16 protein-coding genes and 1 pseudogene are annotated in these 23,553 nt (G+C 72.0%); 5 read left to right on the forward strand and 12 right to left on the reverse strand.

Annotation, left to right across the window (positions count from 1 at the left end):
- Positions 1 to 41: 41 nt before the first annotated feature.
- The 4 genes from KJK29_RS37005 to KJK29_RS37020 all read right to left on the reverse strand — a co-directional run bounded on the left by KJK29_RS37005 (position 42) and on the right by KJK29_RS37020 (position 6,339).
- Positions 42 to 2,342: an Hsp70 family protein gene (locus KJK29_RS37005; protein WP_215123703.1), complete on the reverse strand. Its 2,301-nt coding sequence runs from the start codon at positions 2,340 to 2,342 to the stop codon at positions 42 to 44.
- On the reverse strand, positions 2,339 to 3,913 hold the full coding sequence (locus KJK29_RS37010; RefSeq protein WP_215123705.1) for a dynamin family protein: 1,575 nt from the start codon (positions 3,911 to 3,913) through the stop codon (positions 2,339 to 2,341). The genes KJK29_RS37005 and KJK29_RS37010 overlap by 4 nt, the downstream gene beginning before the upstream one ends.
- Positions 3,910 to 5,997 carry a dynamin family protein gene (locus tag KJK29_RS37015; protein WP_215123707.1) on the reverse strand — a complete coding sequence of 696 codons (2,088 nt, stop codon included), beginning with the start codon at positions 5,995 to 5,997 and terminating at the stop codon, positions 3,910 to 3,912. The genes KJK29_RS37010 and KJK29_RS37015 overlap by 4 nt, the downstream gene beginning before the upstream one ends.
- Before the next feature lie 147 nt (positions 5,998 to 6,144).
- Positions 6,145 to 6,339, reverse strand: a complete 195-nt coding sequence (locus KJK29_RS37020) for a hypothetical protein (RefSeq protein ID WP_215123709.1) — start codon at positions 6,337 to 6,339, stop codon at positions 6,145 to 6,147.
- Between the two features lie 288 nt (positions 6,340 to 6,627).
- Between KJK29_RS37020 and KJK29_RS39080 the strand changes: the two genes are divergently transcribed.
- Complete coding sequence (locus KJK29_RS39080; protein ID WP_251058037.1) at positions 6,628 to 7,437, forward strand: glycoside hydrolase N-terminal domain-containing protein; 810 nt, start codon at positions 6,628 to 6,630, stop codon at positions 7,435 to 7,437.
- Complete coding sequence (locus KJK29_RS39235) at positions 7,434 to 9,830, forward strand: glycosyl hydrolase family 95 catalytic domain-containing protein (RefSeq protein ID WP_285439962.1); 2,397 nt, start codon at positions 7,434 to 7,436, stop codon at positions 9,828 to 9,830. Before KJK29_RS39080 ends, KJK29_RS39235 begins: the two co-directional genes overlap by 4 nt.
- Before the next feature lie 71 nt (positions 9,831 to 9,901).
- Here the strand turns inward: KJK29_RS39235 and KJK29_RS37030 are convergent, their stop codons facing one another.
- Both KJK29_RS37030 and rph read right to left on the reverse strand, forming a co-directional pair.
- Positions 9,902 to 12,769: a hypothetical protein gene (locus KJK29_RS37030; RefSeq protein WP_215123711.1), complete on the reverse strand. Its 2,868-nt coding sequence runs from the start codon at positions 12,767 to 12,769 to the stop codon at positions 9,902 to 9,904.
- 170 nt (positions 12,770 to 12,939) lie between these two features.
- A complete protein-coding gene (rph, locus tag KJK29_RS37035; protein ID WP_215123712.1) occupies positions 12,940 to 15,537 on the reverse strand; it encodes a rifamycin-inactivating phosphotransferase in 2,598 nt (865 codons plus the stop codon).
- Between the two features lie 402 nt (positions 15,538 to 15,939).
- Here rph and KJK29_RS37040 point away from each other — a divergent pair, with 402 nt between their 5' ends.
- Together KJK29_RS37040 and KJK29_RS37045 are read left to right on the forward strand one after the other, a co-directional pair.
- Entirely contained in the window at positions 15,940 to 16,431 is a 492-nt protein-coding gene (locus KJK29_RS37040; RefSeq protein WP_251058038.1) for an aminoglycoside phosphotransferase family protein, read from the forward strand.
- 81 nt (positions 16,432 to 16,512) lie between these two features.
- A complete protein-coding gene (locus KJK29_RS37045) occupies positions 16,513 to 17,076 on the forward strand; it encodes a snapalysin family zinc-dependent metalloprotease (protein ID WP_215123714.1) in 564 nt (187 codons plus the stop codon).
- Between the two features lie 90 nt (positions 17,077 to 17,166).
- On the opposite strand, the gene KJK29_RS37050 is transcribed toward KJK29_RS37045, so the two are convergent.
- The 3 genes from KJK29_RS37050 to KJK29_RS37060 all read right to left on the reverse strand — a co-directional run bounded on the left by KJK29_RS37050 (position 17,167) and on the right by KJK29_RS37060 (position 19,735).
- Positions 17,167 to 17,964, reverse strand: a complete 798-nt coding sequence (locus KJK29_RS37050; protein WP_215123721.1) for an alpha/beta hydrolase — start codon at positions 17,962 to 17,964, stop codon at positions 17,167 to 17,169.
- 24 nt (positions 17,965 to 17,988) lie between these two features.
- A complete protein-coding gene (locus KJK29_RS37055) occupies positions 17,989 to 18,822 on the reverse strand; it encodes an alpha/beta fold hydrolase (RefSeq protein ID WP_215123723.1) in 834 nt (277 codons plus the stop codon).
- Positions 18,823 to 18,910: 88 nt separating this feature from the next.
- The gene (locus tag KJK29_RS37060) at positions 18,911 to 19,735 is read right to left on the reverse strand and encodes an alpha/beta fold hydrolase (protein ID WP_215123725.1); all 825 of its coding nucleotides are present in this window, start codon (positions 19,733 to 19,735) and stop codon (positions 18,911 to 18,913) included.
- Between the two features lie 301 nt (positions 19,736 to 20,036).
- Here KJK29_RS37060 and KJK29_RS37065 point away from each other — a divergent pair, with 301 nt between their 5' ends.
- Positions 20,037 to 21,026: a helix-turn-helix domain-containing protein gene (locus KJK29_RS37065; protein WP_215123727.1), complete on the forward strand. Its 990-nt coding sequence runs from the start codon at positions 20,037 to 20,039 to the stop codon at positions 21,024 to 21,026.
- A gap of 10 nt (positions 21,027 to 21,036) precedes the next feature.
- Here KJK29_RS37065 and KJK29_RS37070 read toward each other — a convergent pair.
- The 3 genes and pseudogenes from KJK29_RS37070 to KJK29_RS37080 all read right to left on the reverse strand — a co-directional run.
- Positions 21,037 to 21,417, reverse strand: a pseudogene (locus KJK29_RS37070) (lasso peptide biosynthesis B2 protein); the annotation flags it as partial.
- Positions 21,414 to 21,671 (reverse strand): lasso peptide biosynthesis PqqD family chaperone, encoded by a 258-nt coding sequence (locus tag KJK29_RS37075; RefSeq protein WP_251058039.1) that lies wholly within the window; start codon positions 21,669 to 21,671, stop codon positions 21,414 to 21,416. The pseudogene KJK29_RS37070 and the gene KJK29_RS37075, both read right to left, overlap by 4 nt.
- Positions 21,652 to 23,508 carry an asparagine synthase-related protein gene (locus KJK29_RS37080; protein ID WP_215123731.1) on the reverse strand — a complete coding sequence of 619 codons (1,857 nt, stop codon included), beginning with the start codon at positions 23,506 to 23,508 and terminating at the stop codon, positions 21,652 to 21,654. The genes KJK29_RS37075 and KJK29_RS37080 overlap by 20 nt, the downstream gene beginning before the upstream one ends.
- Between the last annotated feature and the right edge of the window lie 45 nt (positions 23,509 to 23,553).

A 23,553-nucleotide genomic window follows, 5' to 3' on the forward strand; every position in this document is an offset into this window, starting at 1 on the left:
CGCGTGGCGGAGAACCGACGCCCGATGGCCCATAGATCGGGCTAAGGGCGGAAAAGTTCCCCGTTCCACACGGATACTTTTCCGCCACCGGCCAGGGCCAGTCGCGTTCCGTCGTGGGACCAGGCGAGATGGGTGATCGGGGCGGGGGAGTGGGCGAGTTCGGCTAGGGGTGCGCAGGTCTTGCTGTCCACGATCCGGCACCAGCCGGTCCGCAGCGAGATCGCCAGCATCCGGCCGTCCGGCGAGAACTCCAGGGCAGTCGGGGGAGTTGTCGTCAGCTCCGCCTCACCCACTCGAATCGTCGTGGTGGATTCGGACCGGCTGTGCGGGAGCGAGTGGGTCACCGCGACCGGTCCATCGGGGTGCACCGCCGCTATCCGCACATTCCTGCGCGCGACGAGAGGAATCTGGCGGATGATCCGCTCGTCGCCCTCGCCGTACGCGACCAGTGCGACAGCGGCCTGTCGCGCCACCCAGATGACACCGCGCCGTCCTGAACACCCCATCAGCAGTCGCTCGGGCACCGCTGCCTTCCGGGCCGTCAGGTTCAGCACATGCCGGCCTTCTCCGCGAGCCGTGTCGATGGTCCAGAGGGAGACCGAGGGCTTCGGCGCATCCGGATTCTGCGTGACGGCCACGACCAGTTGATCCGGGCCCGCCGGGAGGGCCTGCACTACGCGAACACCATGGGCGCAGCCGGGGGGAACCAGTCCGACCTGCCGTTCACGCCCCGACCGCGCGCCGTTCAGCGTGAGCAGGAGCGCGGTCCTGGAGCCCGGGTCGGCCACCACCAAGGCCTCGCCCCCGGGTTCGAACAGTGCTTCCCCTTCCGGCAGGCGGCACGCCGCGACCGTACGGGCTCTCGCGCCTTCCGCCCATTCCCGCACGCCGTCCGCGAACGCCAACCGCAGCGCCCCCTCACGCGTCCAGCCCATCGCCCTGACCTGGTCCGCGTCCGCCCGTCGCAGCGGCCCCTGCGTGTCCGGTGCCGCCTCCGACGTCGTGACCAGCCAGTCCCCCGAGAGGAACCGTCCGCCGGGCTCCGCGTGCCAGCGCCGGATCGCGCCGCGGCGCTCCGCCCGCAGCCGGTGCAGGGTGCCCTCGACCGACCGTACGTCCGCGACCACGGCGCCCGCCTCGTACGCCTGCCCCTCCGCGACCACCGGACCGAGGAAGACCCCGGAGCCCCCCGGTACCGCCCACGCCAGAGGTTCCGTCCCGGGTGGCCTGACGGTCGGCCGCAGATCACGGGACGGGGCCCGCGTGGCCCAGGCCGCCGCACCCCGCACCACGGCGAGTTGGGGGTTCTCCACGTGCCGCACCCGGATGCCCAGGGTCCGTTCGAGGTGCTCCCGGACCACCGGGCTGCGGCTGCTGCCGCCGGCCATCAGCACGGCCGCGATCTCCTCCGGCCGGACCTCCGCCTTCGCGAGCAGGTCGCGGCAGCATTCCACGGTCCGGCCGATGAGCTGGTCCGCCATGGAGTCCAGTACGCCGCGCTCCAGGAGTACGACCTCGCCGCCGGGGGAGAGGTCCTCCACCTGTCCGGCGGTGCTGAGGTCGTGCTTCAGCTCGCGCACGAAGTCGCCCGCCGCGATCCCCCCTCGCAGCGCCGTCACCTCGTCGGCGCCCTCCGGCACCCCGGACAGGCCCGAGTGGCGCTCGGTCAGATGCCGCAGGAGCGCCGCGTCCAGGTCCCGGCCCCCGCAGTCCTCCAGTGAGGCATGGCCGAGCACCTCGTGCTGCCCTGCCCCGATGCGCACCACGGCGGCGTCGAAGGTGCCCCCTCCGAAGTCGTGCACGAGGATCACGTCCCCGGCGGTGAACGGGGCTCCCACGGGACGGGAGTACGCCGCGGCCACCGGCTCCACGAGCAGTTCCGCCCGGTCGAGCCCGGCCTCGGCCGCTGCCCCGATCATCGCGTCGCGGCGGGGATCGGCGGGGCCGTACGCGGCGGGGACGGTGAGGAGCACATGGCGCGGTGGCCGGCCCAGCACGCGCCGCGCCTCGGCGGCGACCGCCCGCAGCACGGCGCTCACGAGCTCCGTCGCCGGGTAGGGCGTCCCGTCGACCAGGAGCGGCACGGTACTGCCGACGTCCCGCTTGATCTCCGAGCGGTAGCGGGTCGGGCGCAGCCGCTTGCCCCGCTCCGCCACGGACCCGACGAGCAGTCCGCCCGCCCCGTCGGCGAGCACCGACGAGGGCCAGAACACCGCCCCGGTGGTCGGCTCGTGCAGGATGCGTGTCGTGTCCCCCTCCACCACAGCCGCCTGGGTGGTCGTCGTCCCGAAGTCGACGACCAGGACCGCTTCCGTCTCCGAGGGGGTTTCGGTCGGGCTCATTCGGCCATTCCTTCCTGCCCGGAGGCGATGTGGTGGTGGAGAGCCTCATAGGACTGACGAATCGTCAACTGAGCTTGACGTGAGGCCCCGTACGCCGTGGGTGCCGACAACTCCGCGTGCCAGCGGTCCAGCCGGGCGCGCGCCGTGCGCAGCAGCAGCGGGTGGTCCGCGTCGGCGGGCAGTCCGAGCCGGGCGGCCGCGCCGGTGCCGTGCTCGCCGGTCACCCGGAGGAGTTCCTCGGTCTGCTCGGCGGGGAGGTCGAGCCGTCCGTCGAAGTGGTCGCGCAGCGCCCGTAGTTCCGCGTACGCCAGGCAGTGCCGCAGTTCCACGGCGGTCAGCGCGCCGGCCACCGCCTCCACCGCCCGCGCCGGTTCACCCCGCAGTGACCGGGCGGTCCGCTCGGCGAGACGCGGCACCGTACGGAACGCCTGCGCGGCCTTGATGAGATCGGCCCGGCCGCCGAAGTGGTCGCGCAGCAGGGCGCGCAGGGAGTCGACGCCGGACACCCGGAGGAGTTCGCCCCGTAGCGTGTCCACGGTGTCGGCTCCCTCGCGAATCGACCGGCACGCCCGCACCACGCCCCAGCCGCCGAAGCGCCCGAACAGCCGGGCGCGTTCCTCGGGGGAGAGCGGGAGACCGGTGTCCTTGCCGGTGAACGCGTCGCTGTCCGCGGCACGTTCGGCCAGCAGTCGTGGAGCCGTCGTCGTGGCCAGGTGGGAGAGGCCGTCGAGGTCGGCGGCGTCCATACAGGCGGCCCCGGAGCCGAGCAGTCCCGCCACCGGGACCACCGAGTACAGCAGCCGGGAGGTCCCCGCGGTGCGGATGAGCTGGTCGGCGACCCGCCCGGCGGGCCGCATCGGATCGGGCGCGTCGTCCGGGTCCCACAGCAGCTCCACCTTGTTGAGGACACCGACGGTGTTGAGTGGGCCGAGGCCGGGCACCTGCGTCATGAACTCGGCGGTGAGCCGTATGTCGTCCCGGTGGGCGCCGCGCGCGGTGAACGTCAGGACCATGGCGTCGGCCCTCGCGCTCTCCGCGAGCGTCGAGTCGGTGAGGTCCTGCCCGGTCCGGCCCAGCAGACGCAGCGTGGACGCCGACTCCGGGCCGGTGAAGGAGTCGAGGCCGGGAGTGTCGATGATCTCCAGCTCGGCGAGCTGCCCATGCGGGTGACGGGTCTCCAGGTGGTCGATCCGCCGTAGCAGCGCCTGCCGGTCAGGGTCGTCGGCCGACCGTACGGTGAGCGACTCCAGGTCGGACAGGTGCCGGTGCCGGGTCACGGTGCCGTCCAGATGGCGCACCGTCAGCGAGGGCTCGGTGCCGTGGCGGAAACGGTTGACCGTCATCGTCAGCTCGGTGACCCCGGTCGGTGCGATCCGCTCGCCGAGCAGCGCGTTGACCAGGGTGGACTTGCCCGCGCTGACCCGGCCGACCAGGGCCACGGAGAACGGTGCGGACAGCCGCTCGGCCTGGTCGGCGAGGGTGCGGCGAAAGGTCTCCGGCAGGCCGTCCGTGGTCGCGCTGTCCCGGAGGACGTCCAGTGCGGCCCGCCGGAGAGCGGCGGAGCCGCTCACGCGTCCGGCCTCGACTCCGACTCCGGTTGCGGTTCCGGTTCCGTCTCCGATTCCGGCTTCGGCTTCGGGCCTGGCTCCGTGTCCCGCTCTGTTCCCGGCTGCTCCGCCGGCTGCTGGGACGTGGGCGGCGTGTCGTCCGACGCCTCGTGTCCTTCGGCCGCACGCCCGGCCGCCCCGGCTTCCTTCGAGTGCGGTGCGGGCGGCAGGTCCGTGTCCGCTTCCGTGACGAGTTCGGCGACGAGGGCCGCGAGCGTGGCCACCTCCTGCCCGGTGGCGAGCAGTTCCGAGTGCTCCTTCGCCAGCGTGTCGTGACGGGCGCGGGCCTGCTCACGCGTGGCGTCGGCGGTCGCCTTCAACCGTTCGAGGGTGTCGCCCACCGTCTCGGTCTGCTGCCGCAGCAGGCTGTCGAGCTCCTGCTCCGCCCTCTCGGCCGCCGAGTCCAGCAGGTTGCCGAGCCCATGGACGATGACCCGCTGCTGGCGCCCGCGGGCCATGCCGAGCTGGTCCCGCAGGTTCCGGCGACGTGTCTGCAGCTCCTGGTGGCGGGCGGCCTTGACCCCGCGCAGCAGACCTGCCAGAAGCCCGGCCGCGGCCCCGATCGCCGCGCCCAGCGGGCCGAACACGGTGCCGCCGATCGCCGCCCCCATCGACGCCCCGAACGCTCCGTCGCGGCCGATGGGCATCGCCTTGCCCGGCTGTTCCTCGGCACCGAGGTCCGGCTCCAGCCGCAGCGGGCCGACGGTGTCGATCCGGCTGTTGGCGGTGGGGGTGAGACCGATGCCGTGGCGCTGCGCGAATCCGGTGACCAGGGCGTTCAGTTCGGTCTCCGCGCGGCGCGCCGTGGCACCGGCCACCGCCGCGTAGGCCGCCGACACCTGTGCGGCCAACTCGTCCATGTCGTCCTGCAGCGCCTCGTCGTAGAGGTACTCCGTGCACACGCGCTGCCACACGGTGTCGAGTTCGTCGTGCAGGGCCATGACCAGCTCCCTGCGCAACTCCCTGAGCTGCGTCCGCAGTTCCGTGCGCCACTGTGCCCCGGTGCTCCTCAACTCGGTGATGCGCCGCTGCCCGGCCTCGGCCTCCGCCCGCATCCGGGAGAGCGTCTCGTCCGTCTCCCGGGCGAGTGCCTCCTGTTCCGCAGTCAGCGGGCCCAGCAGCGCCTGCACCGCGGCACCGGCCTCTTCCAGGGGGCGCGCCAGCAGCAACCGGGCACGGCGCCGCCGCAGACCCCTCCAGAGGACGGCCTCGAACAAGGGGTAGCCGCTGTCCTCGTCCGGCGCGTCGGAACCGGAGCCGAGATACCGGAGCCTGAGGCGGGTCGAGACCGGCAGCACGGAGGTGTCACCCGTGGGCCTGCCGGTCAGCTCGGCGAGCTTGGCACGGGTGTTGGCCAGCATCTCGCCCCGGTCGGCGGGGGCGGCCTGATCCGCCCGGGTGAGGACGACGAGCAGCCCGTCCTCGTCGGGCCCGGAGTCCGTCGCGGTGACGGCATGCCCCAGGAAGCGCAGTTCGCTCGCCGTCAGCGGTGAGGTCATGTCGGCGACGAACACCACCGCGTCGGCCGAGGCGAGGAACCCCGTGGTCATCGCGGTGTGCTCGGGGAACACGCCCCCCACGCCCGGTGTGTCGACCAGGGTGACTCCGTCGGCCAGCTTCGGGTGGGGCAACAGTACTTCGATGAGCTCGGCCCGGTGCCGGTTGCCCGGGTTGGTGCTCTCCGTGACGTAGCGAGCCACCTCGTCGAGGGGGATCACCCGCTCCTCGGTCCCGCCGCCCGCGTCGCGCAACCGGGCCGTGGCCTGTTCCCGCGGGCCCCAGCCGACCGTGGTGACCACGCTGGTGGTCTGCAGCACATCGACGGGGAGGAGGCCCTTGCGCTCCACCAGAGCGTTGACGAGGCTGGACTTGCCGCGGTTGAACTCGCCGCAGACCACCACGACGATCCGGCCGTCGGCGAGCCTGCGCGCGGCGTCGCGCAGCCGCGACTCGGTCTCCGCCAGCGCCCTCTTGCCCGCCGCGGCGGCCAGGTGCTCCAACACACGCGCGGTCCGGGCCGCCGGCGCGTCCGTATCGAGTCGTTCCATGCCGTCCTCCGCCTCGCGACACCCGCGGTCGTTCGCGACGACCACTGACATCCCTTGGATTCGGCATGGGGCGACTTTGTTCCGTCCGCGCCGGAGCTGTGCCGGCGCTTCAGCCGCCAGGCCGTGCGGGGATCAGCTCACCTCACCTCATCGCGTCTTCCGATAACGGACGACTCCGATACCCACCGCCGGGCCGATGAGGATGGCCGCCGGTGTTCCCAAGGCCTGTGCGGCGCCGGAGCCGCTCAGGAACATGACGACGGCGATCACGGCATAGAGGGCGACAAAGGCAAGGACAAAACTGACCCAGGGGTTGGTGGTCCGTCCGCCTTCAGAATTCATGCTCCCGTCCTTCCTGAAAAGGTGGGCAGGCCGACGTACCCACCGAGGCCGCACCTGCCGCACCCGCGGGGGCTGTAGGCGTAGGTGTTCACCTTGGTGCCCGTGTGTTCCCGGCTGAATCCCATGTTCACAACTCTTGGGGCTCGGGGGTCAGATGAGTCAGTGGCGCACGCCTCTAGACATCCGATCTCTTCCCCGGCGACGATGTTCGCGCCCTCGACATGGATCGATGCGGCTGTCACTTCGCCCGTGAAAGAGCCGATGAATGGGCCGGGAGATCTCAACGTGGTGAATGAATCCCAACCGCAGCGACGCAGCATCCTCAAGGCCGGCGGTGGCCTCGCCTTCGCACCTCTGCTCGCTCAGCTGACCGGCGGAACTCCCGTGGCACAGGCCGTTGCCGCCGGGGCCGACGCGGCGGGGGCCGCCCCCTGGCCGACGCTGTCGCGCGAGGCGCTGACCTACTCCGTACCGGCCCTGGACTGGCAGTCGCAGGCCCTGCCGATCGGCAACGGCCGACTCGGTGCCATGCTCTTCGCCGATCCCTACGAGGAGCGCGTCCAGTTCAACGAACAGAGCCTGTGGGGCGGTGTCAACGACTACGACAACGCCCTCGCGGGCAAGCCGGACAGCGCGTTCGACACCGGCATGACCGGCTTCGGCTCGTACCGGAACTTCGGCGATGTCGTCGTCAGCTTCGCTCTCCGCGCGAGTCCGAAGGTCACGGCCCCCGGGGGACCGTACAGCAGCTCCGCCACGGAGGGTGTCGACAAGACGTACGACGGCGACCCGGGCACCAAGTGGTGCGTCGAAGGGCCGGGTTCGACGGTGCGTTGGCAGGTCGAGCTTCCCGAACCCGTCGCGGTCGCGTCCTACCGTCTGACGAGTGCCGACGACGTGCCGCAGCGCGATCCGCAGGAGTGGGCGCTCTCCGGTTCCATCGACGGCGACACGTGGACCACGCTCGACAGACGCACGCTGGAAGCGCCCTTCGAAAGCCGCTTCCAGACGAAGGAATTCACCTGCGCCCACCCTGCGGCCTACCGCTTCTACCGGTTCGACTTCGTCCCCAAGGCAGGCGTCAGCCACTTCCAGTGAGCGAGATCGGCCTGTCCGGCGTCGACCTCCGCGCGGGCGGCGCGATGTACGTGTCGTCGCCGAGCGGGCATTCACATGGCTCCGGGTCCGCCTCCCGGGACACGGGCATCTCCAGTTCGGTGGACGGTGATCCGGCCACGGTCTGGCGGGTCGACGCCCCCGCACGAGCGGTCGTCTGGCAGGCAGAGCTGCCCCGCGCCGTCGTCGTCACCTCATACGCGCTGACGGCGGCCCCGGACCGTCCGAAGGACGACCCCCGGCGATGGCGGCTGGAGGCGTCGCGGGACGGGGCCGCCTGGACGACCCTGGACACGCAGGACCCCGGAGCGCCCTTCGCCGGCCGCGGCGAGACCCGGACCTTCCGGATCACCAACAGCACGGCCTACCGCCTCTACCGGCTCACCCTGACCCCCGGCGCGTCGTCCACCGGTTTCCAGGTCGGGGAGGTCGCGCTGGAGGGCAGGGGCTTCGACACGCGTAGGCAGCGGACGGTCGTCGACTACCGGCGCACCCTCGACTTCGCCACAGGACTGCACACCACCCGCTTCGGCCCGCCGGGACGGCGCGTCCTGCGGGAGGCGTTCGCGAGCCGCTCCGCGGACGTCCTGGTCCTCCGCTACACATCGGACCGCGCCCACGGCCTCACCGGAGCGATATCGCTGACGTCCGCACAGGAGAACGCGCCGACGACCGTCGACGCCCGCGCCCGCCGGATCGCCTTCAGCGGCGTCATGGGCAACGGCCTCAAGCACGCCTGCACCGTCCAGGCCGTGCACACCGACGGCGACTTCCGCGCCGACGGATCCGAGCTCCGCTTCAGCGGCTGCACCACCCTCACCCTGCTCCTGGACGCCCGCACCGACTACAAGCTCGATGCCGCCGCCGGGTGGCGCGGACCCGATCCGGGACCGGGCATCGCCAGGGCACTCGGCAAGGCGGCCTCCCGGCCCTACGACACGCTGCGCGAGAAGCACATCGCCGACACGCGCGCCCTCATGAACCGCGTCTCGGTCGACTGGGGCACCTCCGACGCCGCGGTCCTCGCTCTGCCGACCGATGCCCGGCTGGCGCGCTACGCGGCGGGCGGCCAGGACCCCACACTCGAGCAGGCGATGTTCGACTACGGCCGCTACCTGCTGATCAGCTCCTCGCGCCCGGGCGGCCTGCCCGCCAACCTCCAGGGTCTGTGGAACGACAGCAACCAGCCGGCATGGGCCTCCGACTACCACACCAACATCAATATCCAGATGAACTATTGGGGAGCCGAGACGACGAACCTGCCGGAGTGCCATGAGGCGCTCGTCCGGTTCATCGAGCAGGTGGCCGTGCCCAGCCGCGTGGCGACCCGCAACGCCTTCGGCGAGGACACCCGCGGCTGGACCGCCCGCACCAGCCAGAGCGTCTTCGGCGGCAACGCGTGGGAGTGGAACACCGTCGCGAGCGCCTGGTACGCGCAACACCTCTACGAACACTGGGCGTTCACCCAGGACCTGGACTACCTCCGCACCCTCGCCCACCCGATGATCAAGGAGATCTGCCAGTTCTGGGAGGACCATCTCAAGGAACGCGAGGACGGACTCCTCGTCGCGCCGAACGGCTGGTCACCCGAGCACGGGCCGCGCGAGGACGGCGTGATGTACGACCAGCAGATCATCTGGGACCTGTTCCAGAACTACCTCGACTGTGAAGCGGTGCTCAAGGCGGACCCCGCCTACCGGGCCAAGGTCCAGGACATGCAGGCGCGCCTCGCGCCGAACAAGATAGGCAAATGGGGGCAGTTGCAGGAGTGGCAGGAGGACATCGACAGCCCCACCGACATCCACCGCCACACCTCGCACCTCTTCGCCGTCTACCCAGGTCGTCAGATCACCCCGAAGACACCCGAGTTCGCAGCCGCCGCCCTCGTCTCCCTCAAGGCGCGCTGCGGCGAGAAGGAAGGCGTGCCCTTCACGGCCGCGACGGTGTCGGGCGACAGCCGCCGATCATGGACCTGGCCCTGGCGGGCGGCTCTCTTCGCCCGGCTGGGCGATGGGCATCGCGCCCAGATCATGCTGCGCGGACTGCTCACCTACAACACGCTGCCCAACCTGTTCTGCGACCACCCGCCCTTCCAGATGGACGGCAACTTCGGTATCTCGGGCGCCGTGGCGGAGATGCTCCTGCAGAGCCACGAGGGCGTCATCCACCTGCTGCCCGCGCTCCCGGACGGCTGGAAGCCCCAGGGCTCCTTCACCGGACTCCGCGCCCGTGGCGGCTACGAGGTGAGCTGCGAGTGGCGCGACGGAAAGGTCACGTCCTACGCGATCGTCGCCGACCGGGCGCGGAACCAGAGGAAGGTCACGGTGCGGGTGAACGGCGTCGACAAGAAGGTGAAGCCTGGCAAGTCCCGGTGACGTGACACAGAAGACGCTAGGGAGGCGAGGGACGCGAGGGCCGTGCAATCGGGCCCTCGCGTCCACTTCGCCTACGGCGCGTCCACCACCGTGCCGTCGAGCACCGGGCCCTCCACTTGGTCGCCGTCGTCCTCCCAGAGGGAGATCCGCATCCGCAGTGACTCCGCCGGCTCGCTCACCCCGTCCACGACGGTGGGAACGGTCACCTCCGTGCTCAGCTTCCCCGCGGGAACGGTGATGTCCGGGTAGAACACCTCCACCTCGGACAACGGCCGGGCCGGGCTCGGTGACCCGCCGGTGTTCTCCTCGAACCACTGCGGGTCGACGTCGGCGCTGGACAGTTCCGCGCCGCCGTCGACCGGCACGAACGCGGCCCCGAGCCAGAGGTCCGTGTCGGCGACCGCGGACTGCTCGATCCGCCACCTCATGCTCTGGCCCTCGGTGACCCGGCCCGCGAGCGGCGTCGCCTTGAACGTGGGCATCGGGTCGTCGTCCCGCACGGTCAGTCCGCCGAGGTGATTGCCGACCACGGCGCCCCGGACGGCCTTCGCGAACACCTGGTGCGTCGTGCCGTAGCTGAAGCGGGTGTTGCCGCGCACCTCGACGGGCACGTCCACGCTGCCGCCGCCGGGGCGCACCGTCACCAGCCGGGACGTGACCTCAAGGGTCTCGGGGTCCGCGACGAAGAGCCGGATCCGGCCACTGCCCTGCCCGGAGAGCCGCACCGGCACCTTGAGGGTCCGGACTCCGCGGTCGCCCTCGTCGGCCGTCAACCGGCCGATGTCCACGCGAGGCAGCGCGGCCGGCCGAACCGGCGCCATGCCGGGACGCCAGCCCCAGGCGTCCATCAGCCACGCCTGTCCCGATCCGCTGCGCGGGGTCAGTGCCAGGGACTTCACGCGCTTCAGGTCCAGCCCGGCCGCCGTCGCCGCGGTCAGCGGTACGCGCACCTCCTGCCCCCAGTACGAGGCCGTCCGGTCGGAGCCGGGCAGTCCGTCGAGGCGGACGGCACCGAGCCTCGCGTGCCGGCCCGCCGTGTCCGTGACGGAGACGTCCAACCGGGTGCCGGTGGTGTTCGGCGGCACGATGACCCGCAGGGCGAGAGACTTGGCCCCGCTCAGGGAGACCGGCTTCCCCGGCCGCACCCGGACCGCGGAGCCCGGCGCCGACCAGTCGAACGCCACGGCGTCGCGGCCCGGTTCCCGCTCCGTCTCCCACGAGGCGAAGTGCGGTGACCCACCGAGGGTCCCGGGCTTCAGACAGGCGGCGGCGGGGTCGGGATCCACCTGCGCGCACAGCCGCCCGCCGTCCACCGTGACCCCGGCGCCCGGCAGGAACGCGCCGCTACGACGGGCACCGACGGCGTGGGTCAGGACACGCGCGGGACCCGCGGACGCGGCCCGGACGCCCGAGCCGTCCAGCAGCGGCCGGACCCGGTCGTCGCCCGCGACGAACAGCCGGGCCGCGGCGGCGATGTACGTGGAACCGGCGGTCTGCTGCCGCTCGGCCGTCAGCCGGGTCGCCGTGCCCTGCGCGCACACCGGGTCCGGCGGCGTCTCCTCGTCGGACCAGAAGTCGTCCACGGCCGGCGCCTCGGCCTGACCCGGCGTCCACTCGGTGTTGAAGTAGTTGTGGTTGGCGCCGACCATGTAGACCGCGCTGTGCAGGGCGGCGCCACGGCTCACGCCGCGCGTTCCGTCCACGTAGATCTCGCCCTGCAGGTCGGACACATCGCCGTCGCAGCCCGGCAGGATCGTCATCGAGGGCACATCGGGTGCCGGGTTCTGGCCGAAGACGGTGGGGCCGATGAGGACATTGCCCCGGATCTTCCAGCGCACCGGACCCCGGTAGCCGTCCTTGTCCGCGGGCGGCTTGGAGAGGCTGTCCATCGCGGCCCGGTTCACGCCCTCGCCGCCGCGCGAGTGACCGACCAGGAGGACGCGCGACAGGTCGGCCCGCGCGGCCTTCCGTACGATCGCCGGTGCCTCGGCCCGTCCGGCGCCCGACCAGTCGGCCCAGCGGGCGAGGTGCTGCCGTACGAGGGAGGAGCGGGCCTGGGTTCCGGCGTCCTGCGCCGCGTAGTCCTGGCCGTTGATGCCGTTGGCGGATATGGACACCGTCACATATCCCTGGGACGCCAGGAGTTTCTGGTCGTGCAGATAGCCGCGGTAGCTCGGTATCGGCTTCGAGCCGGTGGGGCAGGGCCACTCGCCGAGCGCCTCACCGTTCGCTCCTCCGGTGAAGCAGGTGGCGTGGCGGCCGTGCAGGAAGAGGGCCAGCGGCCGCTTGCCGAGGGCGCCGACGGGTGCGGTGACGGTCGCGCGCATCTCCACCGGGGCGGGGAAGTCGGGCAGTCGCACCGACTTCAGCGTGTACTCGCCGCTGACCGTGCGGTACCGGCCGGGGACACCGGGGTCCACGGGGTTGGCCGGCGGCCGGGCCGACGGCTTCCCCGGCTGGACGGGTTTCCCCGGCTGCACGGGCTTCGCCTGCTTCTGAGCGGAGCGGCGCTTCGCGTCGGCCTTGACGCCGGCCTCGTCGAGACGGCGCCCCGCGGCCCGCACCTGGAGGTCCTGCGCGGACCCGAGCGCCACGCCTTCGAGGCCGAGGCGGAACGTACGCCCGTCCTTCCCGGGAGCGGGCCGGCCCAGGAGCCGGTCTCCGGAGTAGAACTCGACGGCCGCGTCGCCCATGGGGACGGGTCTGTCCGAGCGCCAGGTGAGCTGCTGACCGGATCTCTCGCCGGTGATCTGCCAGCCGGCCGGCAGGCCACGGCCGGGACCGGGGTCGGCGGCGGACGGGGTGGACGGAGTGGATGGAGCGGACGGGGTGGACGGGGTGGGATCGGCGGCCGGTTGGGCCTGCGCCAGTCCTGGCGACCCCACCACCACCGCGAACAGGGCCGCGGCCGCGACCCATGTGCGCCGAGCATGGCTCAACGTGCTTCTCCTCTGGATGGGCTGCGCCCGGACACCACAGATGTCCCAGGTGTCCCAGGCGCCTCTTTCGTTCCTTGGGAGAAGATGAGAAACAAAGGGTGCGGGGTTGCTCGAAGTTGATCGCCTCTGGCGTCAAATCAGGCCAACCGCACGGTAGTTGCCCCGGCGGGTCAGGACAGGATCTCGATGTACCCGTCGGTTCCGTGCACCCGGATCAGCTGCCCGTCCCGGATCAGCCGGGTCGCCCCCTCCACGCCCACCACGGCCGGAAGCCCGTACTCCCGGGCGATCACCGCGCCATGGGTCATCAAACCGCCCACCTCCGTCACCAGACCCGCGATCCCGACGAACAGCGGCGACCAGCTCGGGTCCGTGAAAGGCGTGACCAGGATGTCGCCCGCTTCGAGATCGGCGTCCGCCATGTCGAGGACGACGCGGGCCCGCCCCTCGACGGTCCCCGCGGAAACCGGAAGGCCGATCAGGGCGCCGGGCGGCACGTCGTCGCGCCGGTACGCCCCGGTGAGGGCCTCACCGTCCGAGGTGAGCACCCGGGGCGGTGTGAGCGCGTGGTACGACCGGAAGGCCTCCTTGCGCTCCTGGACAAGCCGCCCGTCCACCCGGTGCGAGCGCACCACGTCGTGGAGTTCCTGGAACGTGAGGTAGAAGATGTCCTCCTTCTCGGCAAGCACCTCGGCCCGCACGAGACGCTCGGCCTCCTCCAACAGGGCCCGCTTGTAGACGAAGGAGCGGCTGACGATGCCGTACTTCGGGTACTCCCGGTACCCGATGAACGTTCTGACCCGGTCGATCATCCGCTTGGCCTCGTCGGCCTTGCGCTCCCCGTCCGGCAGGGCCCGCAGGCGCGACAGCACGTCCTGTTCCTTCTGCCGCGCCTTCTCCCGGCCTTCCTCGAAACGCCGCTCGGCGGCGCCCGGCTCGAAGTTCCTGACGTTGTCGAGGATCACCGGGACGAGTGTGGCGGGGCGCTCGCGCCAGCGCGGCCTCGTGATGTCGATCTCGCCGACGCAGCGCATGCCGTACCGGTCGAGGTAGGCCTCGATGGCGTCGCGCGCCTCGGTCCCGCCCGCGAGCTTCGGCAGCTCGTCGAGGAAATCGTCGTCCTCGACGCCCTTCAGGAACGCCACCAGCTCCGGATACGGGCGGATCACATCGGCGACATCGAGCAGCGCCAGCCCCATCTCCGACGTCACGTTGTCGGGAGCGGACAGCGTGAGCGTGTCGGCGGCGTTCTTCTCGCCCAGCCACTCCCGCAGCTTGTCGTTGAGCCACCAGGTGGCGTCCATCCCCGCCATGAGGGCCCGCATGCTCAGCGGATCGCTGAGGACCCGCTTGTGCTCCTCGAAGGCCTCCAGCAGGAAGTCGAACAGCGCCGGTCCGGTCTTCGTCCGGATGTCCCGCTCCAGGGCGGCGACGGACGCCTGGCTGCGCTCGATCAACTCGGTGACTACGGCCGGATCGGTCTCGACCGGGGCGCTCTCGCCGCCGACGGGCGGCCCGCCGGGGCCCGTGTCCGGGAGCGACGGCACGAAGCCGTCGTGGTCGAGGACGGTCTCCAGAGCGTCCCGGGTCAGCGGATCGCCCTTCCCGATGACGTCCAGGAGGCCGGCGCGGCTCGCGGGCGAGGACAGGCGCCGGGTGACGTCGACGAACAGCCTCCCGGCGGCCTCATGCATCGGCACCATCGCCATCAGCTGCCACATGGACAGGCCCAGCGGCTTCATCGGGTCGGTCATCATCTGCTGATGACCGACGGAGACATAGACGTGATTCTCCTGGTCGTCGGCCTCGGGGACGGGGAACAGCGTCGTGATCGGCCGGCTCTGCACGATCTGGAAGTCATCGTCGGCCAGGCACCATTCGATGTCCTGCGGCCGGCCGAAGTGCGCTTCGATCCGCCGCCCGAGCTGTACGAGCCGCACGACCTGTTCATCCGTCAGGGACGGCTGCTCCTGCCGCCGCGCGTCGATCGCCACTTCCCGCGTACCGCCGTCCGGCAGGGCCTGAACGGCTCGCTGTTTGGCGGCGATCGTCCTTGCGACGACCTCGCCGCCGCGCACCTTGAACACGTCCGGGTTCACCAGTCCGGAGACCAGGGCCTCGCCGAGGCCGAAGCCGGCGTCCACGGTGGCGACCTTCCGGTTGCCCGTGACGGGGTCGGCCGTGAACAGGATGCCGGACGCCTGCGGGAAGACCATCCGCTGCACGACCACGGCCATCTGGACCGTACGGTGGTCGATGCCGTTGCGCTGACGGTAGGTCACGGCCCGCTCGGTGAACAGCGAGGCCCAGCACCGGCTGACGTGCCGGAGGACCGCCGCCGCTCCCACGACGTTCAGGTACGTGTCCTGCTGGCCGGCGAAGGACGCGGTCGGCAGGTCCTCCGCCGTCGCGCTGGACCGGACGGCGTAGGCGGACTGCTCGCCGAGCCGGGCGAGCGGGCGGGTGATCGCCGCCGCGAGATCGTCCGGGACGGCGGTTTCCTCGATGGTCCGACGAATCTCCGCGCTGAGGGCGCGGATCGCGTCCCGGTCGTCGGGGTTCAGCCGCACCAGCCGATCGATCCGCTCGTCGATCGAGGGCACTTCCGCCATGATCCGCCGGAAGGCGTCCGTCGTCACGCAGAAGCCGGCGGGCACGCGGACCCCTTCGATCCGCGACAGCCCGCCCAGGTGCGCGCCCTTGCCGCCGACGACCGAGCCCCGCGTCTCGTCGGCCTCCTGAAGGTCCCACACATACTTCTGGATCATTCGCGATGCCTCCGAGGCGGTCGTGTCGCATTCCGTGGCCCCCATACCCGCAGGTTGTGGCCTCGGCCGGAGATTCTGTGCCACCACCCGGGTCTTGCCGCAAGCCCCCCGGTGCGCTATACGTTGAGAGTGGCAAGGAGAGCGATCTTCTTGCCTTTGCTTTTTCGGCACGACCCGAACCAGGGTGGAGATCATCCGGGCTGCGCGAGGGCCGGGTCGCCAAGGTGTGGAGCGGTGGGCCGCCCGCCGGACTCGAGCTCACCCGCCAGGTCTACGCGGACATCGCGGCGCACGCGCTGCCGTTCTCCACCCCGGAGATCCTCGACGCCGAGGAGCACGAGGGCGGCGTTCTGGTGACACGACCGCTTCCAGAACGCGCTCGCGGCCCTGGTCGCCCGGGCCGTGGAGCGCCACGGTGCCGCCCTGGGCGTCCATCTGCCGGACTTCGACGCGGGGGTCGAGCGCACGCGAGAGGCGCTGCGGTCGCTCCCCGACGCCCCGGTGGCGGCGATCCACGGTGACCTCGTCCCGCCCAACATCCACGTCGACACGGCCGGTCGGCCCGTCGCCGTACTCGACTTCGGCTTCTGCACGACCGCGGGCGACCCGGCCTTCGAGGCCGCCGTCACCGCCGCCGTCTGGGACATGTACGGGCCGCACGCCGAGGAGCACACCGCGGAACTCACCCGGCTCTTCGCCCACGAGCTCGGATACGCGCCGGAGACTCTCACCGCCTATCAGGCGGCGTACGCCCTCACCACCTACGACGTCTTCGGTCCGGACGACAGCGACGGACACTTCCGCTGGTGCGTCGAACAGCTGCGCCGCAACGCCGTGTTCAACGCCCAACGCGGCGGCCCCGGCCCGCGCGACGGGGCCGCCGCAGCCGATTGACGGATTCACCTTCGGCTCCGCTGGGCAGTGGGCCAGGAAATGTCATGAGCACGACTGCCTTCCCCCACAAGGAGGTCGATCATGCACGTCCGTAAGCTGACCGGCGGTCTGGCCGCTGCCCTGGTGGTGTCCTTCTCCCTGGCCGGTGGCCAGGCCGTGGCCGCTTCTCCCGACGCGGAGGGTGCGGCCCTCGCCGCCCGTGTCCTCCTCTACGACGCCAGCGGTTCCGCGGAGTTCAGGAGCGCGGTCGACCGGGGCGCGGCCATCTGGAACGAGAGTGTCGACGCCGTCGAGTTGCGGCCGGTCGCCGCCGGGCAACGCGCGAACATCCGGGTCCTCGCGGACAACGGCTGGCCGCGCGCCCTGCCCACCACCCTGGGCAACGGAACCGTCTACATCGGGCGCCAGGCCGTGGACCAGGGCTACAACACCATTCGCATCTCCGCCCACGAACTCGGACACATCCTGGGCCTGCCGGATCGCAAGCCCGGACCGTGCTCCAGCCTGATGTCCGGCTCCACCGCGGGCACCGCGTGCACGAACCCGTATCCGAACGCGGCGGAGAAGTCAGAGGTCGAGGGGAACTTCGGCGGCGCCCTCGCCGGGCCGGCTCCGGTGGCACCTGCCGGGGTGATCGTGGACTGACACCTGCCGCACCACACCTGAGGACGGTCGAACGCCCGCCCGCGTACACGGGGCGGGCGTTCGCGCGTCGGGCCCCCTCCGGCTCATGTTCTACCGGGCGTGCTCAAGCGCCCAGTCGAGGGCCTGGTCGGCGACCTCCTCCCAGCCGGGTGCCGCCGGGAGCAGATGCGGCATGCCCGGGATCTCCCTGATCTCGGTGACCGTGTTCGACTTGTAGTGCCGGGCGTTGGACTGCTGCACCTTGGGCGGCATCAGGTGGTCCTTCTCCGCCGAGACGAACAGCAGCGGCGCACGGGCGTCGTTGTGGTAGTCGACGTAGGTGCTCTGGTGGCCGGGGCGCAGGGTGGCCAGGGCGCTGTCCCAGAAGATGGCGCCGGAGGCGGGGATCGCGTACCGCTCGTACAGGGCCTTCGACTCCTCTTCCGAGAAGGTGTTGGTGAAGGCGTAGTGCCACTGCTCGGCGGTCAGACCGACCGCGCGATGCCGGTTGGCCGGGTTCTTCAGGACCGGGAAGGCCGCCTTGATCTGTGTCAGCGGCACGACGGCGACGCCCTCCGTGGGCGCGGAGCACATGGCCACCCCGGCCGCGCCCAGGCCGCGGTCCAGCAGGAGCTGGACGAACACGCCGCCGGCGGAGTGGCCGATCAGGATGGGTGGCTTGTCCAGGGCCCGGACCTCCTGCTCCAGGCCTGCGACGATCTCCTCGACGGTGACCTTCTCGATGGGCGCGGTGTCGGCGTTGAGCGACTCGACCTCCACCTCGAAGCCGGGGTAGGCGGGCGCGATGACGCGGTAGCCGCGCTTCTTGTAGTGGTCGATCCAGTGTTCCCAGCTGCGGGGTGTCACCCAGAAGCCGTGGATGAGGACGATGGTGTCCGGGGTGCTCATGGCTGCTGTTCCTTCCGGAGGGTCTCAGCGGGTGGCGCGGTACGCGGCCTCGATCTGCCGCACGACGGCGTCCGGCCGGGACATCATCACGACGTGCGAGGCACCCTTCACTTCTACGGTCCTGCTGCCGGCCCGACCGGCCATGAACCGCTGAAGGGCGGGCGGAATGACACGATCGGCTCCGGCGACGACGTACCAGGAGGGCAGGCTCCGCCACGCCGGTACACCGCTGGGGCCCGCCAGCCCGCCCACGCTGCCGGGGCGCTGGGAGACCGCCATCACCCCGGTGCTGGCGCGTGGCAGGTCCTGGGCGAAGACGTCGTGGAACTTCGCCGGATCGATGGAGCCTTCGGCGTCGGAGCCGTCCGGCAGCGGACGGAGCACCAGTGCGTCCTCCAGCCTGCTGCCGGGAAACTTGCGGGCGAGCTGCAACGCGCTCTCGCCCTCGTCGGGCGCGAAGGCGGCGACGTAGACGAGCGCCTTGACGTGGGCGTGGCCCCGGGCGGCGTTGGTGATGACCTCGCCACCGTAGGAGTGGCCGACGAGGATCACCGGACCGGAGAGGCCGGCGAGGATGCCGGAGAGGTAGGCGGCGTCACCTGCCGGATCGCGCAGCGGGTTGGCCGGGGCGAGGACCTGGTGACCGGCCTTGAGCAGCCGCGCGGTGACGGCGTTCCAGCCGGACGCGTCGGCGAAGACGCCGTGGACGAGGACGACGGTCGCCTTGGCGCCCGACCGGTCGGCACCGGCACCGGTACCGGCTGCGGCGGGTGTGGCCGCGGCCCCGAGCGTCAGGGCGCCGCCCGCCGCGATCAGCCCGCCGAGCACGCCGCGGCGGGACCGGCCTTCGGGAATCATCGAGTGGTTCCTTCCGGAGTCAGGAGTGAGGAGCCAGGAGTGAGAAGTCAGGAGTGAGACGTCAGAAGCCAGAAGTCGCCCTGAGACGTCAGGAGTTGAGGAAGTCGAGCAGGTCCGCTCCGAGCCGCTCCTTGTGCGTGTCCGTGATGCCGTGCGGAGCGCCCGCGTAGACCTTGAGCGTCGCGTTCTTGATGCGCGCCGCCGACGCCTTGCCGCCCACCTCGAACGGCACGATCTGGTCGTCGTCGCCGTGGATGACGAGCGTGGGGACGTCGATGGCGTCCAGGTCCCGGCGGAAGTCGGTGGCGGAGAAGGCGGCGACGCACTCGTGGGCGTTCCGGTGCCCGGCCTGCAGTCCCTGGAGCCAGAAGGCGTCGCGGACGCCCTGGGAGACGGCGGCGCCGGGGCGGTTGTTGCCGAAGAACGGCCCGTCGGCCAGATCGCGGTAGAGCTGTGACCGGTCGGCGAGCGAACCGGCCCGGATCGCGTCGAACACCTCGACCGGCAGCCCGCCCGGGTTGTCGTCGGTCCTGAGCATGAGCGGCGGTACGGCGGAGACCAGGACGACCTGGGCGACCCGGGCGGTGCCGTGCCGGCCGACGTAGCGGGCGACCTCGCCGCCGCCCGTCGAGAACCCGACCAGCGTGATGTCGCGCAGGTCGAGCGTGTCGATGAGGGCGGCCAGATCGTCGGCGTAGGTGTCCATCTCGTTGCCGGTCCAGGTCTGCTCGGAACGTCCGTGTCCGCGTCGGTCGTGCGCGATCGCGCGGAATCCGTGGGTGGCCAGGAGCAGTTGCTGGGCTTCCCAGCTGTCGGCGTTCAGCGGCCAGCCGTGACTGAGCACGACCGGGCGGCCCTCGCCCCAGTCCTTGTAGTGGAGGTGCGCTCCGTCGGCTGCGGTGACGAATGGCATGGGAACTCTCCCGGTGGCAGGGGATCTTCCGGCTCATCGATCAGTGGCTCTGCGGAACGTGAAGCAGTGGTGAAGGGGAGCATCGCACGGGCGCCGACCCGGCGGCTGTGCCCTGTGTGCCGGAGCCTTGCCCCTCTGTGCCACGACGCTCTCGGGCATCGCACCCGACGGTGGACCGCGTAACGGAGCCGCCGAGTCAGGTGTCCGATGAACCCACCTTTGTCGCGAGTGGCTCGCACGCCGCAGACTTCTCCTCGGGGAAGCAGCGGCGACGGGCCGCTACCGCAGCCTGGGAGGCGCCGTGCTGGTTCTCGACACCGACGGCTTACCCGCCGCCGACCGCTACGAGGCTCTGCGCACCGTGGTCGCGCGGGAGGGCGGAGTCGACGTCGTCGAGGAGGACGAACCGGCGCCGACGATGTGGAAGCGGCTGGAGGTCTGGCACATCGGTCCCCTCACCCTGTTCGACACCCGCGGCACGGGGGCGCGCTTCGTGCGCTCCTATCGCAAGACGCGCCGCGAACTGGTGGACACCGTCTCGATCATGACGCAGGCCGAAGGGTTCGGCACGGGGGCCTACGGCTGCGACGGATATCAGCGGCGGCTGGGGCCGGACGGCGTCGGCCTGAGTCCCCACATGGTCGCCTCACACGAGTACGGATGGTCGGGCACCGGCCGCTCGGTGGCCTTCTCGCTCGACATCGCCCATCTCGCCCTGCCCGTCGACACGGTGCGGGCCGCCGTCCCGCTGTTGCACCACAGCCCCGTCGAACCGCTGCTGGTGCAGCACATCCGCGGGCTGCGCCGGCACGCGGACCGGTTCAGCGGCGGCCCCGAGGCGGAAGCCCTCGCCGCCGCGACCGTGCACCTCACCCGGGCTCTGATCGTCTCGGCCGCCGGAGACGATCCCACGCGCCGGGAGGTGGCGCGGGAGACCCTGTTCACCCGGGTCCTGGCCTATCTGCGCGCACATCTCACCGAGCCGGATCTCACACCGCAGCGCGTCGCCCGGGCGCACGGCATCTCCGTGCGCACCCTCTACCGGTTGTGCGAGGAAGGCGGACTGAGCCTCGAGAAATGGGTCATCCGCCGTCGTCTCGAGGGCGCCCGCGAGGACCTGGCAGCGGCGGAACAGGCCCATCGCACGGTGGAAGCCATCGCCCGCTCCTGGGGCTTCGCTCATCCCGCCCACTTCTCCCGCCGCTTCCGCGAGACCTACGGCACCAGCCCCAGCGAATGGCGGCGGCACTCCCGGGACGATCTGTCCCGTCGTGCGGCGCCTCCACCGTGATCAGCGTCCGGTAGGCGGCGGTGTCCGGGGGTTCACCGACGGGGCGGCCGTCCGCCTCCACCCAGGCGTGGGCGGCGAAGGGTGCGGTGCGCACCCCGGAGCACCAGGTGGGCCAGTGGCCCCGCATCCGGCACAGCAAGGCGGTGGCCAGGGAGCGTGGGAGGCAGTAGCGGCCCGCGCACAGGGTGCTGACGGCGGTCACGTCCTGCCGGGCCCGGAGCGCCTCGTCGTAGCGGGCAGGCCGGGCGCCGCGGCGGGCCAGGCGCAGGGCGGTGCGGATGCGGCGGGGCGGCAGGAGCGCGATGAGCCGGGCGGCGGCGACGGCGGTGCGGGCGGCGATACGGCGGCTCACCGGCGGCCGGACGCCGCCGGTGTCCAGGACCTGGCTCACGAGGCGGTCACCAGCGCTTCCTTGAGGAGGTGGTCGAGCAGGGCGGTGACGTCGGCGGCGGCGCGCTCACGGTTCACCGGGCGGGTCGAGGCGAGGCGGTCGGCCACCTCGTCCGGTGCGGCGCCGTCGAGGAGCGCCGTGACGACGAGTGCGCCGGTGCCGTTGAGCTGCCAGTACCGGCCGGTGCGCTCGTCGAGCAGCACCATGCCGTCGCCGGTGGCGCAGGCGGTGACATCAGGGCGAAGTCGGTGCAACGTCCTTCTCCTGTGCGTCGTGTCGGGCATCGTGGTGTTCCAGGTCGCGCAGCCACGCTTCCGCGCCGAGGGTGGCCTCCAGTTCCGGGGCCCCGCCGGTGAGGAGTTGCGGCGAGAGCAGTGCCCGGCGCAGCTCATCGGCGTCGGCCACGCCCGCGGCCACCAGCCGGGAGTCCTCGGCCCAGGCGGCCAGGGTGCGCCGCTGTCGCCGCAGGCCCTCCCGCCACTCGGCCCCGCAGTGGTCCTTGGTGGTCCGGCACAGGATGTGGTCGGGGACCAGTCCGTTCATGGCGGCGGCGAGCAGCGGCTTGTACGACCACGGGGTCGACGCCTCGTGCGGGCGTGCGGCGAGAGCGGCGTCGATGACGGCGTCGTCGCAGAACGGCGTATGGGCGGGCAGGCCCGCGAGCGCTGCGCGGTGGCTGAGGGGCCCGGCGGCCCGGCCTGCCTGGCGCACCATGGCGATCCAAGCGTGCCGGCCACGGTCGCGGTGCAGCGGCTCGGCCCGGTGCGCCGCCGCCCGCAACTGCTCGCGGCAGAGCTCGACCGCCTGTGCGCTCGCCCACGCCGGGAGCCGCGGGCCCGGGCCCCAGCCCAGCGGGGTCGGTGCCGCCGGCGCGATCAGGTGCTCTGCGGCCTGGGTGAGCCACGCCGCGTACGAGCGGCCGTCCACCAGGGCGCGCACCATCGCCCCGAGCGGCCATCGGTGCCGCGCGCGACGCCCGGCGGCGTGCCTGAGCCCGGTCGTCGGCGAATGCCGCAGCAGCGCGTGCAGATAGGCGGGCGGCGGCTGCACGACTTGGTCCCCGCCGTGCCCCGACAGCCGCAGTCCGGCCCCGCGCGTGAGCATGGCCTCGGCCAGGTGCCGCTGTTGTGCCCGGTCGCGCGGCGCCGCCGTCGGCTCGTCGGTGGGCTCACCGCGTACGTCGAGGCCGCTGAAGTGACCCGGCAGATCCGCGGAAGGGAACACCAGATGCTCGATGCCGGGCAGACGGGCGGCGGCGTGGTCCGCGTAGGCGCGGTCCTGGTTGGTGGGCGCGCTCCAGTCCAGAGTGACGGCGACCAGCCGCGCGCCCGCCTCGGCGGCCAGGAAGCACAGGGAGGTGGAATCCATACCGCCGGACAGATCCGCACCCGCCACCTCACCGGAGCCGACCCGCAGCGCGACCGCCCGGCGCAGTGCCTCCCTGAGACCGGCGGCGGCCTCGGCCGGCGGCAGTTCGGCCACGGGCGGCTGCCACCAGACGCGGGTACGCACCCTGCCGTCCGGCCCCGACTCCAGGGCCTGCCCCGGCTGCACGCCGTACACCCCGCCCCACAGCGCACCCCCGGCGAGCGGGTGCGGGACGCGGCCACCGGCCAGGTGCAGGGCCAGCCGCGCGGTGTCCGGCGCGGCTCCGGTCAGCCGGGCGAGCGTCAGGGAGCGGTCGGCGCACACCGTGCCCCCCTCCACCTCGGCCCGGAACACCCTCCGCTGCCCCGAGTGACTGCCCCGCACATACGTGTGCCCGGCGACCGAGGCGATGACATGGAAACAGCCGTGGGCGCCCGACAGGGCCGCCTCGATGTGCGCAGGATCGCCGATCCGCCGGGCCCGTACGGCGAGTTGTCCGGCGTCGAGCGAGCAGGTGCCGGCGACGGCCAGCCGTACCGCACCGGCGGTGCAGACGGTCATCTCCTCGCCGGTCCAGCGGCCGGCCAGCCACGGCCGGCCGGAGGGATGCGGCACGACCCGGAGCGTGTCCGGGCGGGCGGTTTCCCGGAGTCGGGCCATGACGCGGGGGTGGAGGTCCCGGTCGGGGAGAACGACGAACCAGCAGCCCGGGGTGGAGTGCATGGGCCTCTCCAAGAGGGGGTGGGTGACCACGTGGGGGCGGACCGG

The sequence above is a fragment of the Streptomyces koelreuteriae genome, from assembly GCF_018604545.1.
GTDB classification, from domain to species: Bacteria; Actinomycetota; Actinomycetes; order Streptomycetales; family Streptomycetaceae; genus Streptomyces; species Streptomyces koelreuteriae.

Bases quoted from the DNA above. Each gene is read 5' to 3' on its own strand.
- KJK29_RS37060 (WP_215123725.1), bottom strand. From the start codon at position 19,735: ATGCCATTCGTCACCGCAGCCGACGGAGCGCACCTCCACTACAAGGAC.
- KJK29_RS37055 (WP_215123723.1), bottom strand. From the start codon at position 18,822: ATGATTCCCGAAGGCCGGTCCCGCCGCGGCGTGCTCGGCGGGCTGATC.
- KJK29_RS37015 (WP_215123707.1), bottom strand. From the start codon at position 5,997: ATGGAACGACTCGATACGGACGCGCCGGCGGCCCGGACCGCGCGTGTG.
- KJK29_RS37045 (WP_215123714.1), top strand. From the start codon at position 16,513: ATGCACGTCCGTAAGCTGACCGGCGGTCTGGCCGCTGCCCTGGTGGTG.
- KJK29_RS37050 (WP_215123721.1), bottom strand. From the start codon at position 17,964: ATGAGCACCCCGGACACCATCGTCCTCATCCACGGCTTCTGGGTGACA.
- KJK29_RS37020 (WP_215123709.1), bottom strand. From the start codon at position 6,339: ATGAATTCTGAAGGCGGACGGACCACCAACCCCTGGGTCAGTTTTGTC.
- rph (WP_215123712.1), bottom strand. From the start codon at position 15,537: ATGATCCAGAAGTATGTGTGGGACCTTCAGGAGGCCGACGAGACGCGG.
- KJK29_RS37005 (WP_215123703.1), bottom strand. From the start codon at position 2,342: ATGAGCCCGACCGAAACCCCCTCGGAGACGGAAGCGGTCCTGGTCGTC.
- KJK29_RS37080 (WP_215123731.1), bottom strand. From the start codon at position 23,508: ATGCACTCCACCCCGGGCTGCTGGTTCGTCGTTCTCCCCGACCGGGAC.